The sequence below is a fragment of the Streptomyces sp. NPDC127100 genome, from assembly GCF_042724095.1.
Taxonomy (GTDB): domain Bacteria; phylum Actinomycetota; class Actinomycetes; order Streptomycetales; family Streptomycetaceae; genus Streptomyces.
The window spans coordinates 101,714-114,035 of the sequence record NZ_JBHXFL010000020.1 but is presented as its reverse complement, the minus strand read 5'-3'; the positions used below and the strand labels follow the sequence as shown (position 1 = coordinate 114,035).

General features: G+C 73.6%; 11 protein-coding genes. 1 reads left to right on the top strand and 10 read right to left on the bottom strand.

Annotated features, from left to right (window positions below):
- Window positions 1–210: 210 nt before the first annotated feature.
- Window positions 211–1,143: a phosphotransferase family protein gene (locus ACFWJB_RS19845; protein WP_386923674.1), complete on the bottom strand. Its 933-nt coding sequence runs from the start codon at window positions 1,141–1,143 to the stop codon at window positions 211–213.
- A gap of 55 nt (window positions 1,144–1,198) precedes the next feature.
- Complete coding sequence (locus ACFWJB_RS19840; protein WP_385463713.1) at window positions 1,199–2,329, bottom strand: aminopeptidase P family protein; 1,131 nt, start codon at window positions 2,327–2,329, stop codon at window positions 1,199–1,201.
- 338 nt (window positions 2,330–2,667) lie between these two features.
- Here ACFWJB_RS19840 and ACFWJB_RS19835 point away from each other — a divergent pair, with 338 nt between their 5' ends.
- Window positions 2,668–3,300 carry a hypothetical protein gene (locus tag ACFWJB_RS19835; RefSeq protein WP_386923672.1) on the top strand — a complete coding sequence of 211 codons (633 nt, stop codon included), beginning with the start codon at window positions 2,668–2,670 and terminating at the stop codon, window positions 3,298–3,300.
- A gap of 20 nt (window positions 3,301–3,320) precedes the next feature.
- On the opposite strand, the gene cyc2 is transcribed toward ACFWJB_RS19835, so the two are convergent.
- The 8 genes from cyc2 to ACFWJB_RS19795 form a co-directional block, all read right to left on the bottom strand.
- Window positions 3,321–5,537 (bottom strand): germacradienol/geosmin synthase Cyc2, encoded by a 2,217-nt coding sequence (cyc2, locus tag ACFWJB_RS19830; RefSeq protein ID WP_386923670.1) that lies wholly within the window; start codon window positions 5,535–5,537, stop codon window positions 3,321–3,323.
- Window positions 5,538–5,689: 152 nt separating this feature from the next.
- On the bottom strand, window positions 5,690–6,886 hold the full coding sequence (locus ACFWJB_RS19825) for a damage-control phosphatase ARMT1 family protein (RefSeq protein WP_386923668.1): 1,197 nt from the start codon (window positions 6,884–6,886) through the stop codon (window positions 5,690–5,692).
- A gap of 191 nt (window positions 6,887–7,077) precedes the next feature.
- On the bottom strand, window positions 7,078–7,725 hold the full coding sequence (locus ACFWJB_RS19820) for a ScbR family autoregulator-binding transcription factor (RefSeq protein WP_385463701.1): 648 nt from the start codon (window positions 7,723–7,725) through the stop codon (window positions 7,078–7,080).
- 185 nt (window positions 7,726–7,910) lie between these two features.
- Window positions 7,911–8,870 carry an ABC transporter substrate-binding protein gene (locus ACFWJB_RS19815; RefSeq protein WP_385463698.1) on the bottom strand — a complete coding sequence of 320 codons (960 nt, stop codon included), beginning with the start codon at window positions 8,868–8,870 and terminating at the stop codon, window positions 7,911–7,913.
- A gap of 78 nt (window positions 8,871–8,948) precedes the next feature.
- Window positions 8,949–9,614, bottom strand: a complete 666-nt coding sequence (locus ACFWJB_RS19810; protein WP_385463695.1) for an ABC transporter permease — start codon at window positions 9,612–9,614, stop codon at window positions 8,949–8,951.
- A complete protein-coding gene (locus ACFWJB_RS19805) occupies window positions 9,611–10,321 on the bottom strand; it encodes an ABC transporter permease (RefSeq protein WP_385463692.1) in 711 nt (236 codons plus the stop codon). The genes ACFWJB_RS19810 and ACFWJB_RS19805 overlap by 4 nt, the downstream gene beginning before the upstream one ends.
- Window positions 10,318–11,442: an ABC transporter ATP-binding protein gene (locus ACFWJB_RS19800; protein ID WP_385463689.1), complete on the bottom strand. Its 1,125-nt coding sequence runs from the start codon at window positions 11,440–11,442 to the stop codon at window positions 10,318–10,320. Before ACFWJB_RS19800 ends, ACFWJB_RS19805 begins: the two co-directional genes overlap by 4 nt.
- A 135-nt stretch (window positions 11,443–11,577) precedes the next feature.
- On the bottom strand, window positions 11,578–12,321 hold the full coding sequence (locus tag ACFWJB_RS19795; RefSeq protein WP_386923664.1) for an FAD:protein FMN transferase: 744 nt from the start codon (window positions 12,319–12,321) through the stop codon (window positions 11,578–11,580).
- Between the last annotated feature and the right edge of the window lies 1 nt (window position 12,322).

Here is a 12,322-nt window from a genome sequence, read left to right as displayed (position 1 = left end):
AGCGGCGTCCGGTGCGTGCGATCGCAAGGCGCCGGAGCGCCCTCGTGGCGGAGCCACGTGGGCGGTCCGGCAACGCGGCGAGCGTGCGTACCGGGCGTCGCGACGCCGCGGGCATTTGTCAGACACCCCCTAGCCCGACGGGCGGCGGGTGCACGGGCGAGCTGGTGGTACGGGGGGGCCGCCACGCCGCGGGCATTTGTCAGACACCCCCTAGCCGGGGCCGTCCGTGCCGTCGCCGCGCAGATCCGTCACCCGTTCCAGCAGGATCGGCTCCCAGGCGCGGCGCAGCCGGGTCCGCAGCAGGGGCACCGGCGCGGCCGGCCGGCCGGCGAGGGCGTCGGCGAGGTCGACGACCGTGTCGCAGCGGGCCAGCCACAGGCCGCGCAGGCAGGGCCGGGCGCCGTAGCCGGCGAGGGTGGCGGCGCGCACGGCGGCGGGCGAGCCGACGGAGAGCGCGAGTCCGGCGATGTCCTCGGCCGGGTCGCCGAGGACCGCGTCGGTCCAGCCGAGGACCCCGCGCACCCGTCCGTCGGTGCCGACCAGGAGGTGCTCGCCCGCCAGGCCGTGGTGGACGAGGACCTCGGCACCGGGCTGGGCGCCGAGCTGGGCCGTCGCCGCCGCCGTCAGCCGCTCCGGCCGGGCCGGGTCGAACTCGTCGGCCTCGGCGAGGCGCCGCGCGGCGTGCTCGGCGGCGCGGCGCAGCGTCTCGAGCGACCGCGGCACGGCCCGCGGCACACCGAGGGTCTCGGCCTGGCGGACCGGCACCTCGCGCAGCCCCGTGAGCAGCGCCGCCAGGTCGGTCTCACCGACGGCGGACACGGCGTGCCGCTCGCCCGGCCCGCCCTGCATCCTGGCGTCCAGTGTGTACGTCAGCCCCGGCGCCCACTCGCCGTGCGCCACGCTCGCCGGCACCGCGACGGGGAGGTAAGGGCGGACCAGGTCGCGCAGGCGCAGCTCGCGGCGCTGGCGAACGGCGCTCTCGCGGTCGGGGGCCAGGCGCAGGACGTGGCGGGTGCCGACCCACCAGGTGGCGGGCCCGGCACCCTCCGCAACGGGACGGACCTCCGGCGCCGCGCCCTCACTGAGCAGGGTGCGGACCAGTCGGCGGACCGTGTCCGCGGTCGGTGTCGGTGCCTGGTTCATGGTCGCGGCGTCGTCTTCCAGGTCTTCCGGGGTCGCGGGGGCTGTGCGGGGCGGGTCACTCCACTATGACCATCTCCCGGGTCGTGTCGTTGAGGCGCCGGCCACCGTCCTCGGTGACCGTGACGATGTCCTCGATGCGCACCCCGAACCGGCCGGGCAGGTAGATGCCGGGCTCGACCGAGAAGCACATGCCGGGCACGAGGGGCCGCTCCTCGCCCTCGATCATGTAGGGCGGCTCGTGCGTGGTGACGCCGATGCCGTGCCCGGTGCGGTGGATGAAGTGCTCCCCGTACCCGGCGCCGGCGATGACGGAGCGCGCGGCCCGGTCGACCTCCTGGCAGGCGACGCCGGGCCGCACCGCCCGGAAACCGGCCTCCTGGGCCTCGCGGACCAGGTCGTGCACCCGGCGCTCCTCGTCCGTGGGCTCGCCGACGTGGACCGTGCGGGAGGTGTCGGAGCCGTAGCCGTCCTTCAGGCCGCCGAAGTCGAGGACGATCATGTCGCCGTCCTCGATGACCCGGTCGCCGACCTCGTGGTGCGGGTTGGCGCCGTTCGGTCCGGAGGCGACGATCGTGAAGTCGACCTGGGAGTGGCCGAAGCGCCGCAGCAGGTCCGCGAGGTCGGCGGCGACGTCGGACTCCCGGCGCCCGCGGAAGGAGACCGTGCGGATCTCCTCGAACGCCGCGTCCGCTGCCGCGCCGGCCGCCGCGAGCAACTCCAGCTCCGCCGCGTCCTTCACGGCGCGCAGCATCGGCAGCGCCTCGGTGAGGGAAGCGTACGACGTGCCGGGGAGCGTGCTCTGCAGACCGAGCAGATGCATCGCCCAGGCGTTGTCGCTGATGCCGAAACGCCCGGAGCCGTCGAGGAGCGCGGCGGTGACGGCGTAGGGGTCCTTGCCGTCGGTCCAAGCGCGCAGCGTCAGGGCGGGCGCACCGACGGCCTTCTCGGCGTCGGGGGCCTCGAGCGTCGGCACGACGAGAACGGGGTCCCGGCCCGCGGCGAGAACGAGCAGGGTGAGGCGCTCGGTGGCCGCGGGGGGCGCGTAGCCGGTGAGCCACACGAGGTCCGGGCCCGGCGCCACCAGCAGCCCGGCGAGTCCCGCGTCGGCGGCCGTCCGCGCGGCGCGCTCCATGCGGGCCCGGTAGTAGTCGGCGGTGAAGGAAGCAGCGGGCGTACTGCCGGTCATCCGGGCCTCCTGGGCGGGCGAAGGGGGTACGGGCAGCATCCTGCCCGCGGTGCGGGGGCGACGCGAGCCGGTCGGCGGACCGCTCCGGCGGGCCTCGCCTCCACCGGCACCGATCCTAGTCGCCGCGCACCGGCCGGCCGGGTCGCAGCGCGGTCTGTTCCATGGATCGCCTCCGGCAGTGCTCTCCCCGGCGCCCCGGCCCACGACGTGCCACGACGTGCCACGACGTGCCACGAACGAGTAGGACCGGCCGACGGTCCGCGGACCCCGGTTTCCCTGTCGTGTCCCTGCCCAGCGACAATGATCATGACAGTGCGGGACCACACGGGGAGAACAACATGCGCAACCGGCGAGCGCTCACCATCGGCGTTGCCCTCATCGCGCTCGGCGCACTCGGTGCGTGCCAGAACGGGGACGAGGACGGCCCCGGCGCCGCCGTCGGCAGCAGCACCGGCACCGGCACCGGCGACGACGGCCGTCGCGCGGAGAGCGGTGCGGACGCGGGGTCCGAGGAACGGCCGGCCGCCGGTGATCTGCCGCAGGCCGCCGACATGGCCTCCATCGAGTACTACCTCAACAAGTACACCGAGTGCCTGGACCTGACGGCGGGTGAGGACTACTCCCGCTCCGGGGGCGGGACCGCCTGGGGCGAGGAGGAGGCCGCGGACGCCTCGTGGGGAATCACCCAGCGCGCCGTCTGCCAGGACGGCGACAACCGGCCCATCGCCCTGCTGAGCGTCCCGGACATGACGAAGTTCCAGACGGCCGCGCTGAAGGACGGCCACGCCGTGTTCTACGTCGGCCAGGACTTCGCCGTCGTCCCGGTGGGCGACGACACGATCCGCGAACTCGAGCCGTCCGACCTCGCGTTCCTGACGTGCGACCCGGACTTCTCCGTGCCGAGCGGCTACCGGACCTGGCCCGGGGCCGTCGAGGGCTGTGTGCTGACCGACTACGTCCCGTCCGACTGACCGCCCCTCCCCCGGCCGGCTCAGCCGGGCACGGGAACCACCGCGCCCCGCGGGACGGGGACGGCCGGGGGCCGGTCCGGGAGGAAGCCGTGGATGCGCCGGGCCAGGTACTCGGCCTTGTAGCGCGGGGCGCTGCGGTGCCAGTTGAGGATGCCGGCCATCCAGTTCTGCAGGTCGGACACATAGCCCCGCATGACGGACCGTGCCTCGTCCGACAACCGGAAGTCGTCGTAGAGGACGGGAAGTTCGTGCGCGACGACGTGCTCGAACTGGCGCATGCGCTGGTTCATCAGGTCCTGCACGACGGGAAGCGCGGTCGGATAGTCGACGCCGAAGAAGTTCTGCACGACTAGGACCGCGTTGTGCATCTCGCCCTCGTACTCGATCTCCTTCTGGTACGAGAAGACGTCGTTGAGGAGGCAGGCGTAGTCGATCGCCGCGTTCTCCAGGGAGCGGACCGGGCCGCTGCGGTACACGTCGGGCGGGACGGCCGGGCCGTGTCCTGCCCGGCACAGGCCCAGGGTGAGGTCGGAGCCGAAGGTGGCGCGGCGCATCTCCAGGTAGTCGACCGGGTCGGGGACGCGGTTCTGGACCTGGTTGGACAGCTCCCAGACCCAGGCCTCGGTCATCGTGTCGACGGCCGACTTCAGGGGGCGCCGCTCCTCGGGCGTCATGTGCGCCGTGGTGCGCGCCCACAGGTCGGTCAGGGCGCGTTCCATGGCGTTGGCGGGCGGCGGGACCGGCTCTCCGTCCAGCGGCATGCGGGCCGACAGGCGCGCCGTGGTCAGCCGCGCGGCGGCCAGGTCACCGCGGCGGCCGTGGACGAGCGGGTAGTAGTCGTCGCCGTAGGTGCCGAAGGCCAGCCACCCCGAAGCCAGGTCGAGTTGCTCCGGGGTGGCGTCCGGGTCGAGGCCCGCGGCGCACAGCGGGAGGTCGCAGCTCGCGAGCCTGTCCTCGTCCCAGACCCCTTCGCCGAGGATGCCGATGTCCCGCGACCACTCGACGAGGCGCCGCCGGGCGGCCTCGAGGTGGGGGTTCAGCTCCAGCGGGAACGGCATGCGGATGGCGGGGACGATCGACGGCCCCACCTTCCGGAACGGCACGTGCGCGTAGGCGCGCAGCCTCCCCCGCTGCCCGGGGGACGCGGGGGACGCCCCCGCGGTGCCGGCCGCGGCGAGCAGCGCGCCCACGTCGGCCGCGGCGGTGCCCGGGCCGGTGAGGGCCTGCCACGGGGCGGTGGGCCGGGCACCCTCGTTCATGTAGCGGCTGGAGCGAAGGTGCCATTCGTGGCCGCCGGACTGCCAGTCCTGCAGGCCCTTCGCGTACGCCCCGACGGCCGCGGCCTCGGGCGGGGTGAGCCCGTTCTCCAGGGCCACCGCGGGCACTTCGGTGAACGCGGTGTGCTCGAACTGGTGGAGGCGGGAGGTGAGGACGTCGTTGACCATGTCGGCGGCCTGCTGGGTGGTGCAGCCGAAGAAGGTCTCCAGCACGAGGACGCCGTTGCTGAGTTCGCCCTCGTCCTCGACCTCCCGCTGGTAGGAGAACAGGTCGTTGCGCAGGTGCACGGCGTCGGAGAACGTCTCCATCAGCACCCGCAGCGGCCTCGTCCCGGCGACGGCGGCGGGCACCTCGGCGGTGGCGTACTCCACGAGTCCGGCGGACCAGGGGGCGCCGCCGACCTTGCGGCGCATCTCGATGTACTCGACGGGGTTGGCGATCCGCCCCTCGTTGATGTTGGACAGCTCCCACAGGGACTCGTTGAGGAGGTGCTCGGTGGCGACGGCGAAGCGGCGGCGCCAGTCGGCCGACATGGCGGGCACCGTGCGCCTCCACAGGTCGGCGAGGCCGGCCTCGACCGGATTCTCCGGCTCGGGCATTCCGGCCGCCGGGTCGAGGGGCATGAACAGGGGCAGCCGGTCCAGATGCGCCTTGCCGGCGACACGGTCCTGGGAGCGCTTGAACCGCTCCAGGAAGTGGTCGTCGAAGAAGAAGACCCACACGTACCAGTCGGTGATGAGGGAGAGCGCGGGTCCGCCGCAGTCGGGGTGGGTGTAGGCGCAGAGCAGGCCGTAGTCGTGTGCGTCGAGGTCGGAACGCTCCCAGACCCCTGATCCCTCCAGCATGCCCATCTCGCGCGCCCACGTCGTCGAATGGGCGCGTGCCTCGTCCAGATGCGGATTGAGCCGCGCGGGATGCGGCAGGTAGAAGTGCGGGAGTTCGAAGGGCTGTTGCGTCATGGCCCGGCCCTACCCAGGGGTCTTCGGGGGCATCCGCGGGCCGGGACATGATCACACCATCGCGTGAACGGGACGGATCGCGGGAACTTCCGCCGCGGCGGCCCGCGGCGTCCGTGCTCCGTCCCGGGCGGCTCGGCGACCCGACGCCGCGGTCAGTGCCCGACCTGGATCAGCGCGTGGGTCCCGTTGGTCCGCCACCGCTGGTCGCCGCCCGCCGCCAGTGCGGTCTCCGTGTCCGCGTCCAGGCCGGTGATCACGTCGGACTTCAGGATGCGCAGCGCGGCGACCGGGCCGGGGAAGTACGCGGTGACGTCCGCGAAGGGCGTCGTCGGGGGCCACCACCGGTCGCCCACCAGGCGGCGGTAGTTCAGGTCGCCCTTGAGGACGGTGACCGTGGCCGCGGCGAAGTCCTCACGCAGGTCGTCGGGCATGTCCGCGTAGGGCAGCGGGGCGCCGGAGAAGGGGTGGGCGCGGACGGTGACGCGGCCGTCGGTGAGCGCGGTCCAGAGGGTGCGGCCGTACTCACCGGCCGCGCCGCCCGCCGCGATCAGCCTCCGCAGGGCGTCGAGCACGTCGGCGGTCGTGGCGTCGGAGACGTAGTACGGGTAGGGCTTGACGTGCAGGACCGCCCGCCCGATGCGGCCGTGGCCGAGGAGGTGGGAGACGAGGAGCAGGTCGGGGACGAGTTCGCGGCCGGCGTTGTCGGCGACGAGGCAGAGCGTCGCCGCCGTCCCGGCCCTTCCGGCGGGCGGCAGCAGGGACAGCAGGGCGTCGCCGTCGTCGGCGACCAGGGCCGGCGCGGCGCCTTCGTCCCCGGCACCGGTCGTGGAGAGGCGGAAGCTCAGGTCCGCGCGGTTGCCCCAGAGGGAGCCGTGCAGCAGGGCCCGGAGCTGTTCGTCGGCGGGCCGGGCGGCGAGGCGGTCGAGCGCGGCGAGTTCCCCGGCCGTCTCGGGGGCGTCCAGCTCGGCGAGCTTGGCCGGCCGGAAGGGGTCGATGCCCTGCCAGGCACCGGGGCCGAAGTAGCCGACGGCGTCGAGGAGGCGGCGGTAGAAGTGGCTCTCGGCCCACAGCCAGGGCACGTCGAACCAGGAACGGCCGGCGTACTCGTCCAGGCCCCAGGCCGCCCAGCGGTCCCGGTCGTGGGCGTCGGCGGGCAGGGGCCCGATCACGCCCTCGGTGCAGTTCTCCAGCAGCTCGTCCAGGGCGCGCTGCCGGGGCGGGTCGTAGGGGAACGCCTCACGGACCTGCCGGACCACGGCGGGATGCCGGTCGGCCAGCACGCCGTGGGGGAAGGACCCGGGCTCGTCGCCGAGGATGACGGGAGCGGTCTCCGAGGGGGTGTCGGGCATGCGCCTCACCGTAGCGCGCGGACCGGACGTGCCCGACGGGCCGCGCCCCGCGGGCGCCGCCGGGGTGTGTCACGCCGCCGGAGCCGTCGTCGTGCGGGGCGGCCGTCGACCGCAGCACGTCTCGGCCGGCCGGTGGGCCGGCGCAGGCCGTCCCCTCCGCCCGCGTACGCCGCCCGGCGGTCCCCCGCCGCTCAGGCCGCGCTCGCCTCCCGTTCCAGGCGGGCGGCGAGGCTGAGGTAGCGGGCGCGCCGGGTCACCGGCACCATGCCGCGGATCAGCACGTGCCACATCTCCGCCATCCGGCGGGGCTGCCGGGCGGCCGGTTCGAGGGTGAGCCCCACGACCCGGGACCCGACGAACGAGCACACGATGGTGTGGGCGACCGACTCGACGTCGATCTCCGGGTGGAGGTCGGCCTGGCCGACGGCGTCGAGGAGCCGGGACGAGGCGATGTCCACCCACTCGGTGAAGGGGTGCGGCAGCGGCGGCCGTACCGGCGCTCCGGCAGTGGCGAGCCGCAGTCCGGCCCGCAGGACCGGCCCCTCGGCGGACAGCCGGGCCATGACGAACGTCAGGCGCATCAGCGCCTCCAGGGCGGTGTAACCCCGCCCGTCCAGTTCCGTCGCCAGGCGGCGCCAGGTTCTGGACTGGAGCTCCATGATGGCCTGGGCCAGGTCCTCCTTGGCCGCGAAGTGGAAGTACAGGGCGCCCTTGGTGACGCCGGCGTGTGTCACGATCTCCGACAGGCTGGTCGCCTCGTAACCGTGACGGTCGAACAGGTCCGCGGCGGCCTGGAGGATGGTCGCGCGGGTCTGCTCGGCGCGTAGCTGCCTCGCCATCGGCTGATTCTCCTGGGCTGGAACTCGACGGGTCATGCCGTCTGCGTTAACCCCCAGTACACGATAACTCACGGTGCGGCGCGGCGCCTTTTCGCCCCGATGGAACGCGAGCGGTGGGCGGGCGGAGCCGGTCGCGGAGAGCCGGGCGGCGGACGCCGCGGCCGGGGGCCGCGGCGTCCCGGCCGTCAGGCGAGGCCCGCGGACTTCAGCCACTCCGTGGCCACGTCCAGCGGGTCCTTCTTGTCCAGCTGGACCTGTGCGTCCAGGTCGAGGAGGGTCTTGGTGTCGAGCTTGGCGGAGACCGCGTTCAGCGCGGCGACGCCCTCCTGGGGCAGTCCCTCCTTGTTGACCAGCGGCGTCACGTTGGCGAACCCGAAGAGGTTCTGCGGGTCCTTCAGGACGACGAACTTCTCCTTCACGATGGTCGGGTCGGTGGTGAAGATGTCCGCGGCCTGCACGGTGTTCTTGGTCAGCGCCGACTGGGTCAGCGGGCCGCCCGCGTCGAGGGCCTTGAAGGACTTGAACTTCAGGCCGTAGACGGACTCCAGGCCCTTCAGGCCCTGCTGGCGGGTCTGGAACTCGGGCGAGCCGCCGATCGCCAGCCCGGGCGCCGCGTCCTTGAGGTCGGCGAGGGTGGAGTCGGCGGTCAGGCCGTACTTCTCGGCCGTCCCGGCGTTCACGGCGACCGAGTCCTTGTCCTCGGCCGGCGACGACTCCAGCAGCGTCAGGCTCTTGTCGAGCCTGGTCTTCACCGCGGCGTTCACGGCGTCGGCGGACTTCTGCTCCGCCTTCGAGTCGAGGTACGCCAGCAGCGAGCCGTTGTACTCCGGCAGCACCGTGACGGAGCCGTTCTTCATCAGGCCGTACGTCGTCTCGCGGCTGCCGATGTTGTGCTTGTAGGTGACCTTGAGGCCCTTGGCCTTGAGCGCCTCGCCGTAGATGTCGGCGAGCAGGGTGCTCTCGGCGAAGTTGTTCGAGCCGACGACGACGGTGCCGGCCTTCGCCTTCTCCCCGGCCAGGGGGTTGTCCGAGGTGTCGTCGGAGGAGGAACACCCCGCGAGCAGCGCCGCCGCGGCGGTGAGCGCGACGGCCGCCGCGCCGGTGTGCCTCGTCCTGGACCTGCTGCTGTTCGCGGTGAAAGTCATCCACCGATCCAAACGAGCCGCTCGTCGGTCAGTCAACTACGGCCGGGTCACGGTTTTCGGTACGTCCGGGGCAGGGCGTCAGCGCCTGCGCACTCCCGGGGACACCGCGAGCCGGCCCGCCGCCCAGAACAGGGTGAGCGTGACCAGTGCCAGGAGTGCCACCAGGGTGGCGCCGCCGACCACCTTCTCGTAGTCGCGCTGGTAGAGCCCGTCGATGATGTACCGGCCGAGCCCGCCCAGGCTGACGTAGGCGGCGATGGTGGCCGTCGAGACGACCTGGATGGCCGCCGAGCGCAGTCCGCTGAGCACCAGCGGCAGGGCGACCGGCAGTTCGACCCGGAACAGGATGGTCGTCTCGTGCATGCCCAGGCCCCGCGCGGCGTCCACCGGAGCGGGGTCGACGGAGCGGACCGCCTCGTAGGTGGTGACCAGGATCGGCGGTACGGCGAGGACGACCAGCGGGATCATCACGGGCAGCAGGCCGATGCCCACCACGACGGCGATCAGCACCAGCAGGCCGAAGCTGGGCAGGGCCCGGGCGGCGGTGGCGACGAAGGCGACGGCGTTGCCGCCCCGGCCGGTGTGCCCGGTGAGCAGCCCGACGGGCAGGCCGATGGCGGCGGCCAGGACGAGGGCCAGCAGCGTGTACTGGACGTGTTCCAGCAGGCGTTGCGGGATGCCGTCGTAGCCGTGCCAGTGGGCGCTGTCGCCGAAGAAGGCGTTGACGAAGTTCAGCACGTTCACCGGGCAGCCTCCTTCGCCGCGGGCCGCTGCCGCCGCACGGCGGAGCCGTCCCCGGCGCGCGGCCGGTTGCCGCGCGGCATCCACGGGGTCAGCAGGGTCCGGGCCAGGACGAGCGCCGCGTCGCAGAGGATGGCCAGGACGGCCGTCGTGAGCACGGAGTTGACCGCGAGTTCGGGCCGGTCGTACTTCTGCGCGTCCGCGAGCAGGTTGCCGAGGGCGCCCTGGTTGCCGATGAGGGCACCGACGCTGACCAGGGAGATGCTGGAGGCGGTGGCCACCCGGAGCCCGGCGAGGATCGCGGGCACCGCGATCGGCAACTGCACCTGGAGGTAGCGCCGTACGGGGCCGAAGCCCATGGCGGTGGCGGCGGCCAGCGTCTCCTGCGGCACCGACCGCACGCCGTCGACGATGGCCGGGACGAGCACCACCAGGCTGTAGACGGCCAGCGGGATCATCACCGTCAGCTCGGTCTGGCCGGTGTAGTCGATGAGGACGACGAAGACGGCCAGCGACGGGATGGCGTAGAAGACGGTCGTCACGCCGAGCACGGGCGGGTACAGCCAGCGGAAGCGCACGCAGAGCTGGGCCACGGGCAGCGCGAGCAGCAGCCCGGCGAGGACCGGCAGCAGCGCCTCGCGCAGGTGCAGGCCGATCAGGCCGAAGTAGGTGTTCTGAAGGTCGCTCGGGATGTCGAAGAAGCCGTTCACGGGGCGACCTTCGCGTCGTCGGCACGCCCGGCGGCGTGGGCGGTGCGGATCGCCTCGCCGATGGTCTGCTGGGAGACGACGCCGGTCACCCGGCCGTCGGCGTCCACGGCGACGGCCCAGCCGGTGGGCGACAGCACGGCGCAGTCGAGGGCGGCCCGCAGCGAGTCGGTGCCGGGGACGAACGGCCGCCCGTACGGCAGGAGGGCGTCCGGCGCGATGTCCCCGGCGGCCAGGTCGCGCGGTTCGCCCCAGCCGAGGGGTCTGCCGTCGGCGTCGGTGACGAGGAGGTAGGGGGTGTCGGGCGCGGCGAGGCGTTCGGCGGGGGCGTCGAGCGGCACGACGGCGTCGGTCGTCAGCTCCAGCGCGGCGGACGGGAAGAAGGACAGCCGCCGGATGCCGCGGTCGGCCCCGAGGAAGTCCTCCACGAAGGCGTCCGCCGGTGCGGAGAGCAGCTCGGCGGGCGCCGCGAACTGGGCGAGCCGGCCGCCGGTGCGCATCACCGCGACCATGGAGCCGAGTTTGACGGCCTCGTCGATGTCGTGCGTGACGAACACGATGGTCTTGCCCAGCTCGTCCTGGATGCGCAGCAGTTCGTCCTGGAGGCCCTTGCGCACCACGGGGTCGACGGCCGAGAACGGCTCGTCCATGAGCAGCACGGGCGGATCGGCGGCGAGTGCCCGCGCCACGCCGACTCGCTGCTGCTGTCCGCCGGAGAGCTGGTACGGGTACCGCTTGCCGAGGGAGGGGTCGAGCCCGACCCGTTCCATCAGCTCCCCCGCCCGGGCGCGGGACTTCTGCTTGCCCCAGCCGAGCATGCGGGGCACGGTGGCGATGTTGTCGAGGATCGTCCGGTGCTGGAAGAGGCCGGCGTTCTGGATGACGTAGCCCATGGACCGGCGCAGGGTGGTGACCGGTTGGCGCTGGATGTCCGCGCCGTCGAGGAGGATGGTGCCCTCGGTCGGCTCGACCATCCTGTTGATCATCCGCAGGGTCGTCGTCTTGCCGCAGCCCGAGGGGCCGACGAGGACGGTGATCGACCGGTCGGGGATCTCCAGCGACAGCCGGTCGACCGCCACCGTGCCGTCCGGATACCGCTTGGTGACTGATTCCATCCGTATCAAAGCGCGGATTGCCCTTCGGGTCTGGCAGAAGCTGCCCGCTCCGGCCGCGGTCGGTGGGGCCGTCGCCGGTCGAGTGTAGACGGCGGATCTGCGGGGCCCTTGGGTCCGGGCGACTTCTTCCCCCTCTCGGGGAGTTCACACCGGTGTTCTTCCCGTCCGCTCGCCCGCGGCCGGCGGCAGCCCCGGCGTGCGCCGTACCCGGCGTCCGGCGTCCACCGCGAACACCTCGCACCCCGGGCGGGCGGCGGCCCACTCCACTCCCTCGGCGCCCATCGCGAAGGCGGCCGTGGCGACGGCGTCCGCCTCGGTGAGGGTGGGCGCCACGACGGTCAGGGAGAGCAGTCCGGTCGCCGGGCGTCCGGTGCGCCCGTCGAGGATGTGGTCGCCGCGCTCGTAGCGGGCGGAGGTGGCGACCGCGCCGTCGGTGACCTCCAGGACGGCGCACAGCCGGCCGGCGTGCTCGGGGTGCCGCACGCCCACGCGCCAGGGGCCGCCGCCGACGACCACGTCGCCGCCGGCGTTGAGGCAGAACCGGCGTGCCCCGGCCGCCCGCAGCAGACCGGCGGCCCGCTGCACCGCCCAGCCCTTGACGATCGCGCAGGGGTCGAGGCCCCGTCCGGGCAGGCGGGCGTCGAAGGCGCCGCCGGTGGCGAGCCGGTACTCCTCGCACAGGCCGAGCACCTCCCGCAACCCGGCGCTGATCCGGGTGACTTCGCCGCGGTCCAGCCGGGAGACCTCGCTGTCGGCCCGGAACGGGCTGAAGCGCGCGTCGGCCTCGCTCAGCCAGGCGAAGACGGCGTCGGCGGCCTCCCCGGGCACGTCCGCGTCGTCCACCCGCAGCGAGACGGGCAGGCCCATGACGTGCTCCACGCGCCGCACG

Excerpts from the sequence above, each read along its gene's own strand:
- ACFWJB_RS19845 (WP_386923674.1), bottom strand. The coding sequence starts at position 1,143 with ATGAACCAGGCACCGACACCGACCGCGGACACGGTCCGCCGACTGGTC.
- ACFWJB_RS19840 (WP_385463713.1), bottom strand. The coding sequence starts at position 2,329 with ATGACCGGCAGTACGCCCGCTGCTTCCTTCACCGCCGACTACTACCGG.
- ACFWJB_RS19835 (WP_386923672.1), top strand. The coding sequence starts at position 2,668 with ATGCGCAACCGGCGAGCGCTCACCATCGGCGTTGCCCTCATCGCGCTC.
- cyc2 (WP_386923670.1), bottom strand. The coding sequence starts at position 5,537 with ATGACGCAACAGCCCTTCGAACTCCCGCACTTCTACCTGCCGCATCCC.
- ACFWJB_RS19825 (WP_386923668.1), bottom strand. The coding sequence starts at position 6,886 with ATGCCCGACACCCCCTCGGAGACCGCTCCCGTCATCCTCGGCGACGAG.
- ACFWJB_RS19820 (WP_385463701.1), bottom strand. The coding sequence starts at position 7,725 with ATGGCGAGGCAGCTACGCGCCGAGCAGACCCGCGCGACCATCCTCCAG.
- ACFWJB_RS19815 (WP_385463698.1), bottom strand. The coding sequence starts at position 8,870 with ATGACTTTCACCGCGAACAGCAGCAGGTCCAGGACGAGGCACACCGGC.